23 protein-coding genes are annotated in these 20,230 nt (G+C 56.7%); 15 read left to right on the top strand and 8 right to left on the bottom strand.

The annotated features are described in order from the left end of the window. Positions 1 to 3: 3 nt before the first annotated feature. From SynPROS91_RS08620 to SynPROS91_RS08605, 4 genes are read right to left on the bottom strand one after another with little or no spacing between them, the layout of a single operon-like run. Positions 4 to 801 (bottom strand): biotin--[acetyl-CoA-carboxylase] ligase, encoded by a 798-nt coding sequence (locus SynPROS91_RS08620; RefSeq protein WP_186516060.1) that lies wholly within the window; start codon positions 799 to 801, stop codon positions 4 to 6. Then, the gene (locus tag SynPROS91_RS08615) at positions 780 to 1,973 is read right to left on the bottom strand and encodes an aminotransferase class I/II-fold pyridoxal phosphate-dependent enzyme (protein WP_186516059.1); all 1,194 of its coding nucleotides are present in this window, start codon (positions 1,971 to 1,973) and stop codon (positions 780 to 782) included. Before SynPROS91_RS08615 ends, SynPROS91_RS08620 begins: the two co-directional genes overlap by 22 nt. Then, positions 1,960 to 2,286, bottom strand: a complete 327-nt coding sequence (gene trxA / locus SynPROS91_RS08610) for a thioredoxin (RefSeq protein WP_186516058.1) — start codon at positions 2,284 to 2,286, stop codon at positions 1,960 to 1,962. Before trxA ends, SynPROS91_RS08615 begins: the two co-directional genes overlap by 14 nt. A 57-nt stretch (positions 2,287 to 2,343) precedes the next feature. Continuing rightward, positions 2,344 to 3,111 (bottom strand): PspA/IM30 family protein, encoded by a 768-nt coding sequence (locus tag SynPROS91_RS08605; RefSeq protein ID WP_186516057.1) that lies wholly within the window; start codon positions 3,109 to 3,111, stop codon positions 2,344 to 2,346. A gap of 79 nt (positions 3,112 to 3,190) precedes the next feature. Between SynPROS91_RS08605 and SynPROS91_RS08600 the strand changes: the two genes are divergently transcribed. After that, positions 3,191 to 3,724: a DUF721 domain-containing protein gene (locus SynPROS91_RS08600; RefSeq protein ID WP_186516056.1), complete on the top strand. Its 534-nt coding sequence runs from the start codon at positions 3,191 to 3,193 to the stop codon at positions 3,722 to 3,724. 19 nt (positions 3,725 to 3,743) lie between these two features. Here SynPROS91_RS08600 and SynPROS91_RS08595 read toward each other — a convergent pair whose 3' ends face one another. The 3 genes from SynPROS91_RS08595 to SynPROS91_RS08585 are packed head-to-tail and all read right to left on the bottom strand — an operon-like array spanning position 3,744 to position 7,659. Beyond that, positions 3,744 to 5,597 (bottom strand): glycosyltransferase family 39 protein, encoded by a 1,854-nt coding sequence (locus SynPROS91_RS08595; protein ID WP_186516055.1) that lies wholly within the window; start codon positions 5,595 to 5,597, stop codon positions 3,744 to 3,746. Further along, positions 5,588 to 6,700: a glycosyltransferase gene (locus tag SynPROS91_RS08590; RefSeq protein WP_186516054.1), complete on the bottom strand. Its 1,113-nt coding sequence runs from the start codon at positions 6,698 to 6,700 to the stop codon at positions 5,588 to 5,590. Before SynPROS91_RS08590 ends, SynPROS91_RS08595 begins: the two co-directional genes overlap by 10 nt. Next, positions 6,697 to 7,659 (bottom strand): DMT family transporter, encoded by a 963-nt coding sequence (locus SynPROS91_RS08585; RefSeq protein ID WP_186516053.1) that lies wholly within the window; start codon positions 7,657 to 7,659, stop codon positions 6,697 to 6,699. The genes SynPROS91_RS08590 and SynPROS91_RS08585 overlap by 4 nt, the downstream gene beginning before the upstream one ends. A gap of 54 nt (positions 7,660 to 7,713) precedes the next feature. Between SynPROS91_RS08585 and sppA the strand changes: the two genes are divergently transcribed. The 14 genes from sppA (at position 7,714) to SynPROS91_RS08515 (ending at position 19,294) form a co-directional block, all read left to right on the top strand. Further along, positions 7,714 to 8,526 carry a signal peptide peptidase SppA gene (sppA, locus tag SynPROS91_RS08580; protein ID WP_186516052.1) on the top strand — a complete coding sequence of 271 codons (813 nt, stop codon included), beginning with the start codon at positions 7,714 to 7,716 and terminating at the stop codon, positions 8,524 to 8,526. 2 nt (positions 8,527 to 8,528) lie between these two features. After that, positions 8,529 to 8,909 (top strand): chorismate mutase, encoded by a 381-nt coding sequence (gene aroH / locus SynPROS91_RS08575; protein WP_186519656.1) that lies wholly within the window; start codon positions 8,529 to 8,531, stop codon positions 8,907 to 8,909. A 192-nt stretch (positions 8,910 to 9,101) separates the two neighbouring features. Continuing rightward, positions 9,102 to 9,599 carry a DUF2808 domain-containing protein gene (locus SynPROS91_RS08570; RefSeq protein ID WP_186519655.1) on the top strand — a complete coding sequence of 166 codons (498 nt, stop codon included), beginning with the start codon at positions 9,102 to 9,104 and terminating at the stop codon, positions 9,597 to 9,599. 54 nt (positions 9,600 to 9,653) lie between these two features. Then, complete coding sequence (gene rpmH, locus SynPROS91_RS08565; protein ID WP_011620012.1) at positions 9,654 to 9,791, top strand: 50S ribosomal protein L34; 138 nt, start codon at positions 9,654 to 9,656, stop codon at positions 9,789 to 9,791. A 52-nt stretch (positions 9,792 to 9,843) separates the two neighbouring features. Beyond that, a complete protein-coding gene (locus SynPROS91_RS08560; protein ID WP_186516051.1) occupies positions 9,844 to 10,233 on the top strand; it encodes a ribonuclease P protein component in 390 nt (129 codons plus the stop codon). Between the two features lie 2 nt (positions 10,234 to 10,235). Next, entirely contained in the window at positions 10,236 to 10,652 is a 417-nt protein-coding gene (locus tag SynPROS91_RS08555) for a PH domain-containing protein (protein ID WP_186516050.1), read from the top strand. A gap of 90 nt (positions 10,653 to 10,742) precedes the next feature. Continuing rightward, the gene (gene yidC / locus SynPROS91_RS08550) at positions 10,743 to 11,891 is read left to right on the top strand and encodes a membrane protein insertase YidC (protein ID WP_186516049.1); all 1,149 of its coding nucleotides are present in this window, start codon (positions 10,743 to 10,745) and stop codon (positions 11,889 to 11,891) included. Further along, positions 11,888 to 12,439, top strand: coding sequence for a DUF177 domain-containing protein (locus SynPROS91_RS08545; protein WP_186516048.1), 552 nt, complete (start codon positions 11,888 to 11,890; stop codon positions 12,437 to 12,439). Before yidC ends, SynPROS91_RS08545 begins: the two co-directional genes overlap by 4 nt. Beyond that, positions 12,432 to 13,931 (top strand): AAA family ATPase, encoded by a 1,500-nt coding sequence (locus SynPROS91_RS08540; RefSeq protein ID WP_186516047.1) that lies wholly within the window; start codon positions 12,432 to 12,434, stop codon positions 13,929 to 13,931. The genes SynPROS91_RS08545 and SynPROS91_RS08540 overlap by 8 nt, the downstream gene beginning before the upstream one ends. A 50-nt stretch (positions 13,932 to 13,981) precedes the next feature. After that, positions 13,982 to 14,164 (top strand): hypothetical protein, encoded by a 183-nt coding sequence (locus SynPROS91_RS08535; protein ID WP_186519829.1) that lies wholly within the window; start codon positions 13,982 to 13,984, stop codon positions 14,162 to 14,164. A 64-nt stretch (positions 14,165 to 14,228) separates the two neighbouring features. Continuing rightward, a complete protein-coding gene (gene serS, locus SynPROS91_RS08530; RefSeq protein ID WP_186516046.1) occupies positions 14,229 to 15,506 on the top strand; it encodes a serine--tRNA ligase in 1,278 nt (425 codons plus the stop codon). 19 nt (positions 15,507 to 15,525) lie between these two features. Further along, positions 15,526 to 16,608, top strand: a complete 1,083-nt coding sequence (gene rseP, locus SynPROS91_RS08525) for an RIP metalloprotease RseP (RefSeq protein ID WP_186516045.1) — start codon at positions 15,526 to 15,528, stop codon at positions 16,606 to 16,608. A gap of 43 nt (positions 16,609 to 16,651) precedes the next feature. Then, the gene (rpsN, locus tag SynPROS91_RS08520) at positions 16,652 to 16,954 is read left to right on the top strand and encodes a 30S ribosomal protein S14 (protein ID WP_186516044.1); all 303 of its coding nucleotides are present in this window, start codon (positions 16,652 to 16,654) and stop codon (positions 16,952 to 16,954) included. A gap of 174 nt (positions 16,955 to 17,128) precedes the next feature. Then, entirely contained in the window at positions 17,129 to 19,294 is a 2,166-nt protein-coding gene (locus SynPROS91_RS08515; protein ID WP_186516043.1) for a polyribonucleotide nucleotidyltransferase, read from the top strand. A gap of 17 nt (positions 19,295 to 19,311) precedes the next feature. Here the strand turns inward: SynPROS91_RS08515 and SynPROS91_RS08510 are convergent, their stop codons facing one another. Further along, positions 19,312 to 20,229 carry a 3'(2'),5'-bisphosphate nucleotidase CysQ gene (locus SynPROS91_RS08510; protein ID WP_186516042.1) on the bottom strand — a complete coding sequence of 306 codons (918 nt, stop codon included), beginning with the start codon at positions 20,227 to 20,229 and terminating at the stop codon, positions 19,312 to 19,314. Position 20,230 lies beyond the last annotated feature (1 nt).

Below are 20,230 nucleotides of genomic sequence, written 5' to 3'. Positions count from 1 at the left end.
TTCTCAGACGAGATTGTAGAGATTGTCATGGTTGGTATGAGGCCAGCGGGTCCAGCTGGCGGCCCGGGCTCCTTGGCAAAGTTGAAGGGCTCCATTCGGGGCCAATCCTTGGATCTCCCAGATCTCTCCGCTCTGAGGATCCTTCACCTGATTGGCCCAAAGGCGGTTCTCTATCTCACGACGCACAAGCTCTGGACGGTTTGCCAGGGTCTGGATTCTCTCCAAGGCCCTTAAGACCTCCACTGTCCAAACCTCTCGTCTGGCGCATCCAGGTGGCAGGAGGTCGCGAAGGGCAATGGCCCCAGCGGGAACGGGGTTGGCCACATTCATTCCAACTCCAATGCGCACCATGCGCAAACGGCCGCCACGAAAAACCAGTCGAGGAAGCAATCCAGCCAGTTTGCGGGAATCGATGAGGAGATCGTTGGGCCATTTGATTTGGACGGGTAGCCCCGCCTGTTCCAGGCGGTCACATAAGGCGTACGCCACCATCAGCCCGAGCATGTCGGCATGACCGCTGCGCGAATCCCAGGGAAGAGCAGCGCTGATCCAGACCCCTCCACGGGCTGCTACCCAGCGGCGGCCACGCTGGCCCTGTCCTCTGGTTTGATGATCGGCCAGAACAGCTCGAGGACGTTCTCCGCGCCAGGGCACCGACTGAAGCCAATGGCTCAGTTCAATTTCCGTGCTTGCACAAACTGGTTTGCATTTCAGCCTCCAACCATCACATTGCTGTCTGCGAAGGCGATGGAGCAGCGCTCCTGCGCGTTGGTGATGGTTCAGCACTGCTGTTGCCACCAAGGCGTGAGTCGTTCGACGGCAGCCTCAAGTTCGTCGACTGGACGGACTAAGGCAAGGCGTAACCAATCACGTCCAGCCTTTCCAAACCCGGAGCCAGGTGTGAGCACAACCCCGCAATGTTCCAGAAGCTGAGCAGCCATCTGCTCGTCGCCCCATCCTTTGGCGCGGGCCCATGCAGGAAGGGGCATCCAGAGATAAAGGGCCATGGATGGCGATGGGACCGACCATCCAAGACCAGACAGTGCAGCGCGCGTTCGATCACGCCGTTCGCGGTAGATCGGCAGGAGATTGGCTGGCCAATCGGCGTGCGCCGATAGGGCCACAACAGCACCCTGCTGCAGCGCCTGGCATTGATTGAAGTCGATCACGCTTTTGATCTGCCTCAAGGCCGTAATCAGGGGTTCGGCTCCGATTGCGAATGCCAGGCGAAAGCCACCAAGACACCATCCCTTGGAAAGAGAAAAGAACTCGATCCCACGTTCCCGCCAGTGGGGACAACGCAGTAGGGAAGGGGCTTCTCCTTCAAGCGCTAGATCTAGATAAGGATTGTCGTGGGCGACCACCAGATCATGATGTTGGGCCTGACTCATTGCTTCATCAAGCCAGGATTGTTGGCCAACACAAGCTGTGGGGTTATGGGGAAAACCCAGCATTAACAGACGCAGTTGATCCCACTCACTGGCTGTGATCGCCTTGAAATTTGGTGCCCAACCTCGCTCCGGTGTGAGAGGCAGGGTCTGAATGGAGGCATCTGCTAATTCAAGGCCCCCGCGATGGGAGGGGTAAGACGGATCAAGAATTAGGGCTTGATCTCCTGGATCCAAGACCGTCAGCGGGAAATGGGCGGTCCCCTCTTGAGATCCAACCAGGAGCAGGACTTCTCGCTCAGGATCCACCGTCACCCCCAGACGCTGCTCACACCAGGCTGCGGCGGCCTCTCGAAACGAAGCCGTGGCCGCGTGCAGACAGTACGCCGCGCTCCTTGGCTCCTGGAGGTGGTCCCCCATGGCCTGCACTGCAGCGGGCGGGGGGAGCAGATCAGTGCATCCCAAGGAGAGGTCGATCAGCGGTTGCTGCTGTTGTGTTGCTCCGAGCTTGTACAGGCGCTTGCGCTGATCATTGCGATCAAATACTCCGCTCCCGAGGCGAGCCAGACGCTTAGAGGTGAGCATCCAGAAAGGCTTGCAGCTGAGGGCGGGCAATGGCCCCTTCGTGTCGAGCGATTTCCTGGCCGTTACGGAACAGAATCAGGGTTGGAATGCCTTGAACTTTGAAACCATCGCGGGTGATCGGATTGCCATCCACTTCAAGCTTTCCCACCAAAAGGCGATCGGTGTAGGTCTCAGAGGCCCAGTCCATCAAAGGTGCCATTAACCGGCATGGGCCACACCATGGGGCCCAGAAGTCAACCAAAACGGTCGTAGACGCATTCAACACCTCCTGCTCGAACGCTGCATCTGTGAAGTCGGAAACAGCTGAAGACACGGGTGATCGTTGAACTGAATGAATCCTATGAACTCGGCTGCTGAAGGCGTTGATTCATCACAGTTTGTCGATAGATCGACGCAGCTCCTCCAGATCAGCATCCACCTCTTCCACTTTGACGGGTTTCACCTCGGAGTCGGCTGCTGGGAGAGCCGCAGTCTCGGCGCCTCCCTCGACCTGCTTTCTCAGAGCTGCCAATTCATCGTCCACATCGTCGCCACCTTCCAGCGCAGCGAACTGGCTATCGAGGTCAGCACCAGCGAGCTCAGCTGCTGCCTGGCTACTGGCTTCGAGAGATTGAACCTTGTCTTCCATGCGCTCGAAGGCAGCCATGGCTGAATTGGTTCCCATGCTGCCAACAGCGCTCTGGAGCTGCTGTTGGGCCTGGGCGGCTTGAGCCCTGGCTTTGAGCATGTCTTTCTTGGTTCGTGCCTCGGCAATCTTTCCCTCCAGAGCGACCAGGCTTTTTTTGAGCGTTTCAACTTGAGCGCTCTGAGTTTGAACCTGGGTGCCAAGAGAAGTAGCCGTTTCCTGAAAGGTTTTGCGACGGGTGAGGGCCTCGCGCGCTAAGTCATCCTCGTTTTTCTTGAGTGCAAGTTCGGCGCGCTCATACCAGGTACGGGCTTGAGACTCGGCCTGCTCTGCTTGATTTTTGAGCCTTTTTTGACTGGCTATCGCCATCGCAACAGCCTGTCGGAGCTTGACCAGGTCGTCTTGCATGTCCGAGACGGCTTGATCGAGGATCTTGACGGGATCCTCAGCTTTGCTGACGAGATCATTGAGGTTGGCGCGCAGCAGACGGCTGAGCCGGTCGAAGAAACCCATGGATCGGTGCGAGCAGTGCAAGAGATTAGCGAGCTGGACCACCTTTCCCCACTAAGGTCGAATTTCATTGGATGACGATATGGGGCGAGCACCTCGATCCCAACGGCGCCGTTTTGGTCTGGGAGAGGTGTTGGTGCCGCCGCAGGCACAGCCGGTTCAGCCCCTTGTGGAGTGCCTGGAGTCTCTGCGAAGCACCTGGAGACGAGAAGGCTCCCTTGCTGCGCTTTGGCAGGACTGGCCCCAATTGGCGGGGCGTCCCTTGGCTGATCACTGCAAGCCCTTGAATTTGAGCCATGGGATCCTCACGGTGGGAGCCCGCCACCCTCAATGGCGGCAGGCTCTGCAGTACAGCAAGCCTCAACTCTTGGCGGCAGTGCGAAGCGCAGGCCATGCCGTGCGTGATCTGAGGATCCAACAACACCATCCTTCACCCACTGCTGATTTAGACACGGAAGAAAGTGTTTGGGCTCGCCATCCGAGCCGGATCGATGTGCATGGAATGGCCTCATGCCCTTGCTGCAAAAGCCCTGCTCCTGCTGGAGAGATGGCACTCTGGGGCCACTGCGGGTTTTGTCGAAGACTGAAGCTCTCAGAGCTGAATGGTTCGTCCTAGGTCGAGACCGCTCCGTTGCTCAAAAACGCTCGGGACGAGGAGTCTTCCACGTCAGTGTGACCCCTTCGGTTTGAAGCTTGGCAGCCCGTCGCTCCAGCTTGGCCCTGTCGAGGCGTACAACCTGGTAGACCCCGAATTGCCCAAGCACTTGGAGATCGAGTCCTTTCCAGTGAGAACGCTCCAATGTTCCGGAATCAATCACGATCAGAACGGTTGGCGACCCTTCATTGGCGTGGATGGGATGTCCCACCCATCCACGGCGCCGTTCATGGCTTAACCGATCTGAAAGATTGACGAGGGCAGAATCTGAGCGTCCCTCATACACCACCACCTGCTCTGTGTAGAAGTGCATAGAGGGCTTCATCGCTCCCACCATCGCCAGGGGTTCGGACGGCGTCTGGACGCGAAGCATCGTGGCTGCTGCCTTTCGCACTGGAAGCTGACGCACGCGATCGCCTAGGCCAATCATCGGGATGAGGGCAATCAGCTGGAACACGACCAGCGGTCCCTGAACGGCTAGCAAGCGACCGGAGGCCTTCCTGCTGATCATCCAGAGGCCCAAAACGATAGCGGTCGAAAAGCACACCGCTGCCCTTAGAACCAAGCGGCTTGCAAGCAATTCGGCTGGCAGCGTGGGCATCTCGGGGTCATCGATGAGAGGAATCCAGATCGAGGAACTCCAGAACCCCACCGCCAAAACAAACGTGAGCAAGATTGTTGTGCCCCAGGCCCAATCCAAAGGGAGGCGGTTCTGTCGTTCAGGGGGCCTTGCTGCAAGGGCGATGAGAATGGCAGCAGCAGGCGTTGCCGGAATCCAGTAGCTCGGAAGCTTGGTTGCCGCGGTGGTGAACAGCAGCAATACAGAAATAAGCCAGCAACTGGCAAAACTCTGAAGAGACAGCGTTGCGCGCGGTTGGATGGATGAAATGGCACGTTTCAGGTTTGAAGGGTGCAGGGTTTGCCCCAGCCCAAGCAGCAACAGGGGGGTGAAGGGCAGGGATGCCACAACCAAAATCACCCCGAAAAACCACCAGGGTTGGAGGTGGCTATTCACGACCGATGTGAAGCGTTGCAGGTTGTGATAGCCAAAAAAGCTGTCCCAAAAAGGCTGGCCTTCGACCAGTAGCTCTGCGAAATACCAGGGGAGGCTGATCAAGGCAGTGAGAGCAAGGCCGCGAAGCGGTTTGATGCAGTGCGAGATGCCCTTGAGATCCCTGCGCAACAGAGCAAACAGTGCAAGGGTCATGCCACTGAGGACTACGGCCACAGGCCCTTTGGTGAGAACGGCTGAGGCGAGCAGAATCCAGGCGAGCCACCAGCGCCGAGACGTTCCGCTGGCATAACAACGCCACTGGCAGAGCAGGCTCAGAGCGAGAGTGCCGCTGAGTAAGGGATCACTGACGGCCGTCCGACTCCAGAGCTGTACTAAGGGGGAAAGAGCGAAGGCCAGTGCTGCTGCGACTGCGGTGCGGCGAGGGTGATGGTCATTTTCGGCCGGATGCACCATCAAGGTGTCCCCAATCATCAGCATGGTGGCCACACTCGCAAGGGCTGAGGGAAGCCTGCCGGCCCAGGTGCCCAGTGGATCCCAGAGCTCGTTGGCAGGAATCGAGTACACCAACCCCATCAGCCAGTACACCAGGGGCGGTTTGTCGAATCTGGGCAATCCATTGACCCGAGGTGTTAACCAGTCACCGGTGCGTGCCATGGCACGACCCGCGGCTGCAAAGAGCGGTGGGGTTTCATCGACAAGACCAGTGCAACCCAGCTGCCAGCAGAACAGGGCAAGGCCAAGCGCCAAAATCAGCCACATCCCTCGGCTGCGCTGTCGTGGCGAGATCCGTGGGTCGGCGGGAGCGTTGATCATCGACATGGGGCGATCGTGCCATTCCTTGCAGAGAGGCCCTGCCTGATCCAAGCCTCAACGCGTTGCGCAAACACCGTATGGCTGGCGTTCTGCTCCACCCAAAGGCGACAAGCGTGTCGATCGATTTGATCAAGTTTGCTGCTGGCCATTTTTAGGGCCTCGAGATCATCGGGAGGCACAAGCCATCCTGTTATTCCGTCTTGAATCAGTTCGCCCGGACCGCCGCGGTCATAGGCCACAACAGGGACACCACAGGCCATGGCTTCTACCACCACATTGCCGTAGGCCTCATTCCATTTGGGCGTATTCAGAAGGGCGCGGCAGCATCCCAACTCCTTCTGAAGTTGGTGGGTTGGCTGAAAACCACGCCAATTAATGGTTCCGGGAGGCACGGCGGCTTCGACCGATTGCGCATATCCAGCATCTTCGACGTAGCCCCAAACCAGAAGCGTTTCTCCCAGAGCAGCGGCAACAGCTGCAGCATCTTCGAGGCCTTTTTCAGGTGCGATTCGACCGGCCCAACCCAGTGGGCCATGGAGGGTCAACTGCAACTGGTAACGCGTGAGGTCAAAGCCATTCCCCACAATTGAGGGTGGACTGGTCAACGAAAAATCCCCAGCCTGTCGTTCGGTATGGAATGACATTCGCCTCTGGTCCCAGCGGGCGAGTTGAGAGATGGCCTCATCCATCGCCTGCGACACAGACCCCATGCTCACCAGATGAAATAACGAGCACTTGGAATGGGGGGTGAGCCAGAGCGGTAACCAGTCGTAGCTGAAGTTGATCACCGCATCGGCGTTCTCGCCTAAGGACAAAGCAAGGTCCCACAGATGGGGCAGCACACCATCAAAGGGAATTTGAACAGAAGCGTCTCTTTCGGCATGTTGCCAGCTGGGTTGATCTGCCCCCCCTGCGGTGTGTATTGCGAGTCCAGGGCAGTCGTCAGGCGCAACCGATCCGTTAGGGGCGACCAAGGTGATCCGATGCCCTCTCGCTGCGAGACCTCGCAACAACGAGGTCAGCGTCAGTTCCACACCACCACCTCGACCACTGCCCAAGTGTCCGATGGGTGTGCTCACCAGAATTAAATCAAGAGGTGGGGTGCTCATGCTCCGAGATCGTTTTGCTGGGGTTCGTTTACGAGAACAACCGGCTCCCAGAGACGTTTGCGTTGGCTCACCAATACCACCGAAATCAGAACCAAAAGCACCGCCAACCATTGAAGGCTGTTGAGTCGTTCTTGCAACAACAGACCCCCGGAAACAAGTGCAAAAACGGGTGTGAGAAATCCGAGTGTGGTGAACCCTGTGAGGTCTTCACGACTGGCAAACCAGAAAAATAGGGCGTAGGCCACGGCCCCTCCCATCAGTGATGCGTAGGCCATTTGCGTCCAAGCAAAGGCGGACCAAGGAGGAATCAACGGGAAGGCTCCGTCGAGGCCATGCCAAATCAGCAAGGGGAGTCCCCCCAGCAGCATGTGCCACCCCGTGACGGCCACAGGATCACTGTTTCGGCAGGCAAATCGACTTAGAACGGTGCCCACAGCCATCGCAATGGCAGCAGCCAACATCCAGCCCGTTCCAGCCTGCCAACCCGATTGAAATGACACCCCCTCACCCAACAGCCACCAGTGCTGAAGAAGCGGTTGGGGAACGCCCAGACAGACAATTCCCACCAGACCAAGAACCAATCCCATCCAACCGATGGGATTGATCGTTTCTGCAAAAAGCCAGCGGGCGAGCAGTGCAACCATCAAGGGCTGAGAATCAATCAACACTGAACCGAGGCCGGCGCCAGTGCCTTCGAGTCCGCGGGCGAGGCAGATCTGAAACAGCAGGGCATCAATCAGGGTGAACAGGAGAAACCAACCCCGATCTCCAGGATCAATCGCTAATGAACGCCCGAGGAGTGGAACAACGGCGATCACTACGATTCCAGCCGGGAGCAGCCTCAGGCAGGACACCAGAATCGGACCTCCTGTGCTGACCAGAGGAGCCATTGCTGTCATCGCCGTTCCCCAGAGGACGAACGGAAGGACCATCAGCAGCCCTCGGCGGAGAGATCCCATGGGCTGCTGCGAACAGGCTCCTTTTTAAGATCTAGACGTGTTCGATTGACCGTCATGATCTGGCCCTGGCGCCGCAAGTCCCGGCGAACGATGGCGAGGATCGCCATTGAGGGGGCGATCACTGGCTCCACGCGCCGTCGCGTCCTTAAAGCGCTAAAAGAGGTTCAGGAACGGGAATTCCCTGCACTGTTGCTGCGAATTGATAGCCCTGGAGGGACTGTTGGCGACAGCCAGGAGATTCACGCAGCCTTGCTCAGGCTGCGCGAAAAAGGCTGTCATGTTGTCGCCAGCTTCGGAAATATCTCTGCATCTGGTGGGGTTTATGTGGGTGTTGCTGCAGACACGATCGTGTCCAATCCAGGCACGATCACCGGGTCCATCGGTGTGATTCTTCGCGGCAACAACCTGTCCAAATTGCTGGATCGCGTTGGTGTCAAATTTGAAACGGTAAAAAGCGGTGCTTTCAAAGACATCCTTTCTCCGGATCGCGCTCTTGGCGTAGAAGAGCGTGAGCTGCTTCAAGCTCTGATTGATAGCAGCTATGAGCAATTTGTGGCGGCCGTTGCAGAAGGACGAAAGCTTGATCCAAGCCGCGTTCGCGAGTTTGCTGACGGTCGGGTATTCAGTGGTGCTCAGGCCAAAGATCTTGGTCTCGTGGATGAGCTGGGTGACGAAGAGCGCGCAAGGGTGCTTGCGGCACAGTTGGCTGATCTGGATGAGGAGCGCTGCCGCGTAGTGACACTTGGAAAACCCCGTAAGCCATTGCTGCAAGGGTTGTCAGGGTCCAATCTGCTCGTACGACTTCAGGAGCTTGTCACGGTTGAAATGGAGCTGAGTGGTCAACCTTTGTGGTTGTTTCGGCCATGACCATGGAGAGCGGATTGGCCTTGCGCGGCTTACGTGGTGCGACCACCTGCAGCGCCAACACAGTTGTTGCGATTGAGCAGGCGGTCTCTGAACTGATGGACGCTCTGGTGAAACACAACGCTCTGAATCCGGACTGCATCGTTTCGATCACGTTTTCTGTGACGACCGATCTGGATGCGTGTTTTCCAGCTGCCGTTGCAAGGCGCCGCGAAGGTTGGGATGGGGTGGCCCTCCTCGATTGTCAGCAGATGGCTGTTGAGGGTGACTTGGCCAGGTGCATTCGTCTTCTGGCCCACGCCTGGATGCCAGAAGATCAGGAGCTTCGCCACGCCTACCTTGGGGAAGCCAGCCGCCTCAGGCCAGACCGATCCAGTAACAACTGACAGATGCCACGCCGGCCCTTCTAACCCCATGCCGCTGCCTGTCCTTAGGACAATCATGGGAACTAACCATTGCGGTGATTATTTTCACCAGCTGAATTAATGGACCTTTCGCCTAAGACCCCGATCCGCCGCCTTGCCGTTGTTGCGGGGGTGATCGGTTGCGGAGTTGTTGCTTCTGCTTCGGTGGTTGAGATGCTCCAACCGGTTGCTGTTCAAGCTCAGAACACCCCCTCTTTGATGGAGTTTCGCTGGGAAAGCGATAGAAACTATCGCAAGTTGTACTACGTCCAAACGAGCGACCGTAAACGCGAGCGATCGGAATACTTCCTGATGCTTCGGCCGAAAGATCGCAAAACCGCGATCCTGAAATTGACCATCACCATTCCTGATTACTTCAACGCAAAGATCCGTCCAAACAAATTGGAGCTCTGCAAGATGAAGAAGGGCGGCATGCTCAGCAGAAGCCGTTGCGAAGAGGTCATCCCTGCTGTTTTCGAAGTCAGTGAGAACCAAACGGCGATTGAGGTTTTCCCTGAAACTCCGATTCCCACTGAAGACACCTACGCCGTGTCGATGACGATCTTCAATCCCAATCAATCTGGGATGTTTCAGTTAAATGCTCTGGCACAGGCTCCTGGAGACGTCCCAGTGGCCGGCTACTTAGGAAGCTGGAACTTCAGTATCGACTAAGCATTGGCTGATAAGCTCTTCTACTGATGAAAGGCTGGGCGCCGGAGTGAATCCATGACCAAACGAACTTTTGGTGGCACCAGCCGTAAGCGCAAACGCGTCTCTGGTTTCCGTGTTCGCATGCGATCTCACACCGGCCGCCGGGTGATTCGAACGCGTCGTAAGCGTGGACGTTCACGCTTAGCTGCTTGAGCCTGATCAGCAACGCCTAGCCCCTTGAAGGGTGACGTTTGAACGAATTTCGATGGTGCTTCCGACGTCAATGCGATTGCGCGGTCACCGCTGTTTCGATTATTTGCATCGCAGCGGTCAGCGCTTCCAGGGATCGTTGATGACTCTGCGTAAAGCCTCGGCGATGCCGAGGCTTCTGCGTTGGGAGTGTCGCCCTGTCGAGCAGAAGGGCGAGACGGCTGTTTGCCGATGTGCTGTGGTGATTAGTAGCAAGGTCAGTAAACGGGCTGTCATCCGTAATCGGCTGAGACGCCTGTTGCACGACCATTTACGTGAGCATTTTGAGCAGTCGTTTCAGCACTCCAATACCTGGGTTTTGATCAGCCTTAAACCCGGCGCAGAGGTCAAAGATGCCCCCGTCCTGGAAGAATGCGACAGATTGCTCCAACAAGCGGGGTATTAGCAATGCCAACTTCCATCCAAGAAGAGACCTTCTACGAAGGGGGTCCAGCTCGCGGTGACTTGATCTTCAATCTTTTGCTTGGACTGACCTTGATCGGTCTGCCCTTTGCGGTTGGAGCGATTGTTCGTGCGGTCTGGTTGCGTTTCAACATCACCAGTCGTCGGATTTCTGTGACTGGCGGCTGGATGGGACGGGATCGCAGCCAGGTGGTCTTTAGTCAGGTGCGTGAAGTTCGCAGCGTGTCGCGTGGCTTTGGGGCCTGGGGTGACATGGTTCTTGTCTTGACAGACGGATCACGCCTGGAATTGCGCTCGGTCCCACGGTTCCGGGAGCTGGAGGCTTTCATCGAAGAGCGCATCCGTGCCCGACGTGAAAACGCGAGTGAGAAGGACGAAGACAGCAAGGGCTTTGCTGCCTGAGTTAGGTGTTCGCCTCAAGCGAATTGCCACAGAAGCCCCTGTGCTGTTGCACACTGGCATCAACATTCACCAACCACTCGGAACGCCATCGTGATCGGGTACATCTCCGACAATCTGCTGCTGCCAATCCTGGATTTTTTCTACGGATTGGTCCCGAGCTATGGCCTGGCGATCGTGGCCCTCACGGTGGTAATTCGCCTTGCATTGTTCCCTCTCAGCGCAGGGTCAATTCGCAGCGCTAGACGCATGCGCATCGCCCAGCCTGTGATGCAGAAGCGCCAGGCTGAGATCAAGGCCCGCTACGCAAGTGATCCCAAAAAGCAGCAAGCCGAACTCGGAAAGTTGATGAAGGAGTTTGGCAGCCCGCTGGCGGGCTGCTTGCCGCTGCTCGTTCAGATGCCCATTTTGTTTGCGCTGTTCGCGACTTTGCGGGGATCACCTTTCGCGGATGTGCCCTACACCCTCAATCTCAAGGTGCTTCCCGCTGATCAGATTGCCGCTGTTGAGCCCAAGCCTTTCACCAGCGCCAGTCATTCGATCTTCATTACAGAAACGAATCACGTCCCCATCATCGCGAGCCTTCCTGGCGGTACCAAGATCGGCGCTGGAGAGACCGTTCCGATTCAGCTCGAGACCCGCAGTGGAGAGAGTTTCCGGAATGTGATTTCAGGTGTTGATAACGGCCAAAGATTCCTTCCAACTTGGACGGTTACCAAGGGAGAGGGCATTGTCAGCGTGAGTGAGACGGGAACGATTACGGCCCTCACAACCGGCGATGCAACCGTTGAAGGAAAAATCACAGGATTGGCAGCCCGCAGCGGCTTCTTGTTCATCAAAGCCCTCGGTCAGGTTGGCTTCTACACCGAGGGTGCGATCAATTGGGACATCGCAATTCTCATTGGAGCATTCGGTCTGAGCTTGTTTGCTTCCCAGCTTCTCTCCGGAATGGGAATGCCTGCCAATCCGCAGCAGTCCACCGCTAACAAGATCACTCCTGTGATGATCACAGGGATGTTCTTGTTCTTCCCCCTCCCTGCCGGTGTTTTGCTCTACATGGTGATCGCCAATATTTTTCAGGCGCTACAAACGTTTCTGCTTACTCGCGAGGCTCTGCCGGAAAATCTTCAGTCGATTCTTGATGACCAAAGACTGCAGAATTCCCAGCCTGCAGCGGCCTCCGCAGGTGGTGGATCTACGTCAGGACGCATGCCTTTTGAGCCCAAAGGCGGAAACAAATGATCCCTGGGCTTGAGCCCGTTCCCCTTCGCGAGCTGCAAGCTCTTGGTTCCGTTCGTAATTGGGAATTCGAAGGCCAACTGGATGAGATGCCCTCCCTCACCCCAGTTCGCGGAACCATTCGGGCCGAGCATCGCGGCAATATTCTTGAGGTCTCCGGTTCAGCACAGACCATCGTGTGCCTCTGCTGCGATCGCTGCCTGAATCAGTTCAATCGCAAGTTGTCTATGGGGACCACCGAGCTGATCTGGCTTGGTGATAGTGAAGCTGCAGCGGAGATGACGGAAGAGGGCCTGGATGTCTCTTCCGTGGATGGACTTGTTGAGTGCCTGGATCCAAGGGGCAGCTTTCAACCAGAACGATGGGTGTTTGAGCAATTGAGTCTTCAACTGCCAGCTGTAAATTTCTGCGGTGATGGTTGCCCAGGAATGCCTCAATTGGTCAACCAAGAGCTTTCTGCTTCGGTGACGCCGTCTGCCGATCCGCGTTGGCAGGCTCTCTTGAGCTTGCGCTCTGACCCAGGCGAGGAGTCGGAGGTGACACATGACTGAACAGTGGGCACAACAACTCGATCTGCTCATTCGCGCGGGGACCCCTCTGATTTGGATTCGCAGCCACGAGGAGGAGCGCGTTGAATCTCTGCTGAGCCAGGCGGCAGAACGCTTGCCAGGGCGTCGGCTGGCGTCTTGGGACTTTGTGAGCGGCCTGTCAGGCGTGCTTGGCAGCGAGGGACTCGGTGCTCGCCAGCCGATGCTTGTTTTGCAGTGGTTGCAGGATCTAGATGGCAACAGCCCCACGCTGCTTTTGCTCAAAGATGTGCATCGCTTCTGCGATGACCCGGGTATCGCCCGCATGCTGCGCAATCTCACAAGTTTGTTGCGTGGACGCCCTCACACCCTCGTGCTCGGTTGTGGCAGCTGGACGCCGCCACCCGATTTGGAAGAAGCCCTCACCCTGCTCGACTTACCCCTTCCGCAAGAGCAGGAACTGATGACCCTGCTTGGGAATATTTCCAAGGCAACAGGATCGCCTCTCAATAGCGAGGTGCTTGAGGAGCTCACCCATGCCTGCTGCGGATTGAGTGAATCACGGGTTCGGCACGTGGCGGCGAAGGCGTTGGCTCAGCGCGGTGAGCTCGGACGCCAGGACCTTGCTGACGTGTTGGAGGAGAAGCGCCTCGCTTTGGCTCGCAGTGAAGTGCTGGAGTTCTGCCGTACAGATGCCACCCCCGCAGATATTGGCGGGCTGGAGGCTCTCAAGCAGTGGTTAGAGCAACGTCATCGTGCCTTCAGTGATGAGGCCAGGCGCTTTGGTTTACCCCTCCCTCGTGGTGTTCTCTTGGTCGGACCGCAGGGAACGGGTAAATCGCTGACGGCGCGAGTGATTGCCCACAGCTGGTCGATGCCACTCCTGCGTTTGGATGTGGGGCGTCTTTTTGCAGGACTCGTTGGAGCGAGCGAAGCACGCACGCGCGAAATGATTCAAAGGGCTGAAGCGATGGCTCCTTGCGTGCTTTGGATTGATGAGATCGACAAAGGATTTGGCAGCGACGGCCGAAGTGATGGCGGAACCAGCCAACGGGTGTTGGCCACCGTTCTGACCTGGATGGCGGAGAAAACGTCTCCTGTGTTTGTTGTGGCCACAGCCAATGGAGTGGAGAGGCTCCCCGCTGAACTCCTAAGGAAGGGCCGCTTCGACGAGATTTTTCTCCTTGATATGCCAGCTCGCTCTGAACGTCAGAGCATCATGGAATTGCATATCAGTCGCAGACGGCCAGGTCTCCTCCTTCCTGTTGAAACCGTCGTGGACCGGACGGATGGTTACTCCGGTGCAGAGCTAGAGCAAACGGTGATCGAAGCAATGCACCTCGCCTTTGCGGAGGGCCGTGAATTGGCTGAGTCCGATTTAATTCAAGCTGCGGCTCAATTGGTTCCTCTTTCGCGCACCGCTAAAGAACAATTGGAAGGCCTCAAGCAATGGGCTAGTAGCGGCCGGGCACGGCCAGCTTCATTGCGACTGGTAACGAACCCTGACAGGGGGTAACGAAGCAGGGGCATGCGTCCAGACAACGTTTGGGGACCTCCGTATGTTTTGTGAATAGCGCCTCTTTGTACGTGAATCGTTTTTCGGATCTCACCACCCAACTTGCTGTGGCCTGTCTTGGTGCTGGTGTGATCACAACCGTTGCTGTCGCTCAGGGGCAGAACCCAATGACAGCTCTCGGCATCACCTTGTTCTCGGCTGTTGCCGCGGTGATGGTTGGACAAGTTCTCTAAGAACTCTGATCGTTCGTACTGAACCGAGACGTAGGCTATTTAGCCTGCCCTCTTCAGAATTTCCGTGCTTGACCAGCGCCTGGTGCGTGACAACCCCGAACTGATTTCCCGGGAGTTGGGACGTAGGGGGATGGACGTTGATCTCACAGGTCTTCAGCTGATTGCACAGCAGCAACGCGACCTCGAGGAGCGTCGCAGCGGCCTTCAAGCCGATGGCAACCGCATTGGCAAAGAGGTCGGTCAGCGCATTCAAGCCGGCGCCGATCCCAAGGGGGCTGAAGTTGCAGAACTTCGCCTGCAAGGCAATCAAATCAAGCAGACGGTTGCGGTTCTTGAGGATGAGGAGAAGCAACTCACCGCGCGGCTGCGCGAAGAGCTTCTTAGCTACCCCAATCTGCCGTCAGAGGCGTGTCCAGACGGTCGCAACGAAAACGACAACAAGGAAGTGCGTCGCTGGGGTGATCCCAGGGTGGAAGACGGGCTCATCGAGCATTGGCAAATCGCAGAGCAGCTGTCTTTGCTCGATACGGAGCGTTCCGTGAGAATTGCCCAGAGTCGCTTTGTGACCTTGTTTGGGCAGGGCGCTCGGCTAGAGCGAGCGCTCATCAATTTCATGCTGGACCTGCACACGGGGAAGGGGTATCGCGAGGTGCTCCCTCCGGTTTTGGTGAACAGCGCAAGCCTGAAGGGATCAGGACAACTGCCCAAATTTGCTGAAGAAAGCTTCCGTTGTGCAGACGATGACCTCTGGTTGACCCCAACCGCTGAGGTTCCGCTGACCTCGCTGCATCGCGACGAAATTATTCCTTCGGAACAATTGCCACTGCGTTATGTGGCTTACAGCCCCTGTTTTCGCAGGGAGGCCGGTAGCTACGGACGTGACACACGGGGCCTGATTCGCCTGCATCAGTTCAACAAAGTTGAGCTGTATTGGTTTGTTCATCCCGAGCACTCTGAGAAGGCACATGCACAGATCACCGCCGACGCCGAAGCCGTGCTTCAGGCTCTGGAGCTGCCCTATCGCGTGCTTGAGCTCTGCACGGGTGATCTGGGCTTCTCCGCGGCCCGCACCTATGACCTCGAAGTTTGGTTGGCAGGTGCAGGTTCTTTTAGGGAGATCTCGAGCTGCAGTGTCTGTTCTGATTTCCAGGCTCGTCGTTCCTCTATCCGCACGAAAGACGGCAAGACCACACGGTTGGTTCACACGCTCAACGGCAGTGGCCTTGCGATTGGCCGCACCATGGCTGCTCTGCTTGAGAACGGGCAACAGCCTGACGGGAGCGTGAAGCTTCCCCAGTCTTTGGTTCCTTACTTCGGTTGCGATCGTCTCCAGCCAGAATGAACCGATTAATGGATCCGATATGAACGTTCTGGCAGCACTGTTGGTTCTGGGGCTGCTGATCGTGATCCATGAGGCTGGTCACTTTCTTGCAGCCAGACTTCAAGGCATCCGTGTAAACGGGTTTTCCATTGGATTTGGCCCTGCCATTTGGAAAATTGAGCGTGGAGGTGTGACCTATGCCCTGCGCGTTCTTCCGCTTGGCGGATTTGTGTCCTTCCCTGACGACGAAGACGACAGTCCTATTCCTGCGGATGACCCTGATCTTCTGCGCAACCGCCCGATTCCCCAGAGAGCCCTGGTCATTAGCGCAGGGGTCCTCGCCAATTTGCTGCTCGCCTGGGTGGTTCTCGTAGGACATACCGCTTTGGCAGGAGTGCCAGGCGACCCTGATCCGGGGGTGATGGTGATGGCAGTTCAGCAGGGAGAGCCCGCTGAGATAGCGGGCTTGCAAGCCGGTGATCAAATTTTGAGCATTGAAGGATTGTCACTGGGTCGTGGCGAGAAGGCCGTGAAAGAGGCTGTTACGCCAGTGCGAGACAACCCTTCCAAAGTCCTGTCACTTGAAGTGCAGAGGAATGGATTGGTTCGCGTAATCCAGCTCACTCCGGAAGACCATCAAGGGCAGGGACGCATCGGTGCTCAGCTTCAGGCAAATTTCGGCGGAACGACGCGCGCTGTCCATGGCTTGGGTGAAGCAATCGCGAGTGGATCGGAGCAATTCGGTGGACTCTTGCAACGCACCGTGGCCGGATATGGAGCCTTGTTCACTGATTTTGGAACGACGGCTCAGCAGGTGAGTGGTCCAGTCAAGATCGTGGAGATGGGCGCCCAGCTCTCCAGTCAGGGAGGGAGTGGTCTTGCTCTGTTCATGGCTTTGATTTCGATCAATCTCGCAGTGCTTAATGCGCTCCCATTGCCGCTTCTTGATGGAGGTCAGTTGGTGTTCATTCTTTTGGAGGGGCTCCGCGGACGGCCTATGCCAGAGCGCCTTCAGCTGATCGTGATGCAATCCAGCTTTTTGCTCGTCGTTGGCCTAAGTGTTCTTCTGATCGTGCGCGATACAAGTCAACTCTCGGTTGTTCAGCGCTTGCTTGGACAGTGAACCGATAGAGTGCCATCACAAGACGTCTGATCTCACTCGCTGCATGGCCAAGAAGTCGATGATTGCCCGCGATGTGAAGCGGAAAAAAATAGTCGCTCGGTTTTCGGACAGGCGCGCAGCTCTTATGGCTGCGTTCCATGCCGCTAAAGATCCGATGGAGCGTTTAGAGATTCATCGCAAGATCCAGGGTTTGCCCCGCAATAGCGCTCCAAACCGTGTGCGCAATCGCTGCTGGGCGACTGGAAAGCCCCGTGGTGTGTATCGCGATTTTGGACTCTGCCGCAATCAGCTTCGTCAGCGTGCTCACAACGGTGAACTCCCCGGTGTTGTGAAATCCAGCTGGTGATTTGAGTTCACTCTCTCCCAACCCATCGAATGAAGAGGTGAGTGATCACCTCTTTTTTTATGACGCTTTTTATGACGATGGATCTGTTGGATTTTGTGGATCTAACCCGATAACCCCAACAATGGGTTCCGCCCAAATGTAAGAATCAGAATTGACAGAAAGACATAAACCAACGTGCAAGGTCAGACGCAGTCGATCTCCTTTGACGGTCGGGAGATACGGCTGACCACAGGGCGGTATGCCCCCCAAGCCGGCGGCTCGGTGATGATTGAGTGCGGAGACACCTCCGTATTGGTCACGGCTACACGCTCCACAGGTCGAGATGGAATTGATTTTCTCCCGCTGATCTGTGATTACGAAGAGCGCCTCTATGCAGCAGGCAGGATTCCTGGAAGTTTTATGCGGCGTGAGAGTCGCCCTCCTGAGCGCGCCACGCTGATTTGCCGACTCATCGATCGGCCGATGCGCCCGTTGTTTCCAAGCTGGCTTCGCGACGATTTGCAGATTGTTGCGACTTGCATGTCGCTAGATGAGCGGGTTCCCGCTGATGTGCTCGCCGTCACAGGGGCCTCCATGGCCACCCTCCTGGCAAAGATTCCCTTCTATGGGCCGATGGCCGCTGTTCGCGTCGGTTTGCTGGGTGACGATTTTGTGCTGAATCCCAGCTATCGGGAGATTGAGCGAGGCGATCTTGACCTCATTGTTGCCGGCACCCCACAAGGTGTGGTGATGGTGGAAGCCGGTGCGAATCAGCTCCCAGAAGGAGATGTGATTGAAGCGATCGACTTTGGCTACGAAGCTGTTTCTGAGTTGATCAAAGCTCAGCAATCCATCCTCAAAGAGGCTGGGATCGAGCAAGTGATTCCAGAGACTCCTGAGCAAGACAAAACGCTGCCTGTCTATCTGGAGAAAGCCTGCAGCAAATCAATTGGTGAGGTGCTCGGCCAGTTCGAGCAGACCAAGGCTGAGCGTGACGAAAAGCTGGATGCCATTCGCAGCACAACCGCGGAAAAGATTCAGGGTCTCAAGGACTCCGATCCTGTTCGAGTTGCTGTTAGTGCCAACGGCAAGGCTCTCCCGAACAATTTCAAAGCGCTCACCAAAACCTTGATGCGCCAGCAGATCCTTAAGGACGGCAAAAGGGTGGATGGTCGCAACCTTGATCAGGTGCGTCCGATCAGTGCCGCTGCGGGAGTGCTTCCCAAGCGTGTGCACGGCTCAGGTTTATTCCAACGCGGTCTCACCCAGGTGTTGTCGACCGCCACTCTTGGCACCCCAAGTGATGCCCAGGAGATGGATGATCTCAACCCAAGCAATGAAAAAACCTACCTTCACCACTACAACTTCCCGGCTTATTCCGTCGGTGAGACCCGTCCGATGCGCTCTCCGGGTCGCCGTGAAATTGGTCACGGTGCTCTAGCTGAACGCGCCATCGTGCCCGTGCTCCCCGCGAAAGACACCTTCCCCTACGTGGTGCGTGTTGTCAGTGAAGTGTTGAGCTCTAACGGCTCTACTTCAATGGGTTCCGTGTGTGGAAGCACGTTGGCTCTGATGGATGCAGGTGTTCCTCTGAAGGCGCCTGTGAGTGGTGCGGCGATGGGCCTGATCAAGGAGGGAGATGAGGTCAAAATCCTCACCGATATCCAAGGCATTGAAGACTTCCTCGGCGACATGGACTTCAAAGTGGCGGGTACCGATAAGGGGATTACCGCGCTGCAGATGGACATGAAGATCACGGGTCTCCCCGTGAGCATCATTGCTGAGGCGGTGAATCAGGCTCGTCCTGCGCGTCTACACATCCTTGAAAAGATGATGGAAGCGATCGAGAGTCCGCGTGAAGGGCTGTCTCCTCATGCACCTCGCCTGCTGAGTTTCCGCATTGATCCTGAGCTGATTGGCACGGTGATCGGACCTGGTGGACGCACCATCAAGAACATCACGGAGCGCACCAACACCAAGATCGATATTGAGGACAGTGGCATTGTCACCATTGCTTCCCATGACGGTGCAGCGGCTGAGGAAGCTCAGAAGATCATCGAAGGCCTCACCCGCAAGGTGAATGAGGGCGAGGTGTTTACGGGCTCCATTACTCGCATCATTCCGATCGGAGCCTTTGTTGAAATTCTTCCCGGTAAAGAGGGAATGATTCATATCTCACAGCTTTCTGAGGCAAGGGTCGAGAAAGTTGAAGATGTGGTGAAGGTGGGAGATGAGGTCACAGTGCGCGTCCGTGAAATTGACAATCGCGGCCGTATCAACCTCACCCTGCGTGGCGTTCCCCAGAACGGCGAGTCTCCTGACTCCCAACCGGCTCCCACGCCAGTAGCGCCGCTTTCCTGATAGGAGCCCACCCAGGCTCAGACCAGAAAACCGGGATCAATGAGTCCCATGGCCCGTGTCGCTTTTTCACATAAAGCGGCATGGGTTTTTCCATGGCTAGCGATCAAACAGCCTGCTTGGCGAACATCGCCCGTGTTGTAAGTGAGCTCTGCTCCGTTGGCATGGGTAAAGGCACCACCAGCAGCGAGAAGGACGGCTTCTGGTGCGGCCATATCCCAATCTTTCGGAGCACTTTTTCCAGACAGGGAAATGTACAGATCGGTTTCGCCGCGAAGGATCGTGGCCACTTTGCAGCCGACACTGCCCACTGCCTTTGAATCGCCGAGTTCTAGGGCGGTGATCAACTGTTCAAGCCTTTGATCCCTGTGACTGCGGCTTGCCACCAAAATGAGCTCATTTGTGACGTCTCGATCACTGAAACGAACCGGTGTTCGCTCAGCGGAGCGGTTTTCGCACCAGGTGCCGTCACCCACCACACCAATCCAAAGCTCTTCTCGTTCTGGAACCAGCACGACCCCAAGCACTGGGCGTTGTTGATGCACCAAGGCCAGATGGACGGCATATTCCCCTGTGCCTTGCAAGAAATCTTTGGTTCCATCGAGTGGATCCAAAATCCACAGCCACTCTGCAGCCAAGGGTTGCCCTTCTGTCAGTTGCTCCTTGGCGGTTTCTTCACTGAGAAGGGTCCAATCGGCGGTAGGAAATGATTGTTTTAAGCCATCCAGGAGCCATTGATTGACCGCTAGATCAGCGGCGGACACTGGGCCTTCGCCGCCGTTATCAACGCTGAGGGCTTTCGAAAACCCGTGGGGTGGCTGTTCTCCACGGGCATAGGCGCGCAGGATATCTGCAGCCCCCCAGCTGAGAGGGCGAAGAACCTTTAAAACATCTTCCAGGTTGATACCAGCAAGAAGGGTCGGCGAGCTCGGCATCATG

The sequence above is a fragment of the Synechococcus sp. PROS-9-1 genome (assembly GCF_014279775.1).
GTDB lineage: Bacteria > Cyanobacteriota > Cyanobacteriia > PCC-6307 > Cyanobiaceae > Synechococcus_C.
Note: the sequence above shows the minus strand (reverse complement) of the source record. Positions and strands in the feature narration are given on the sequence as shown.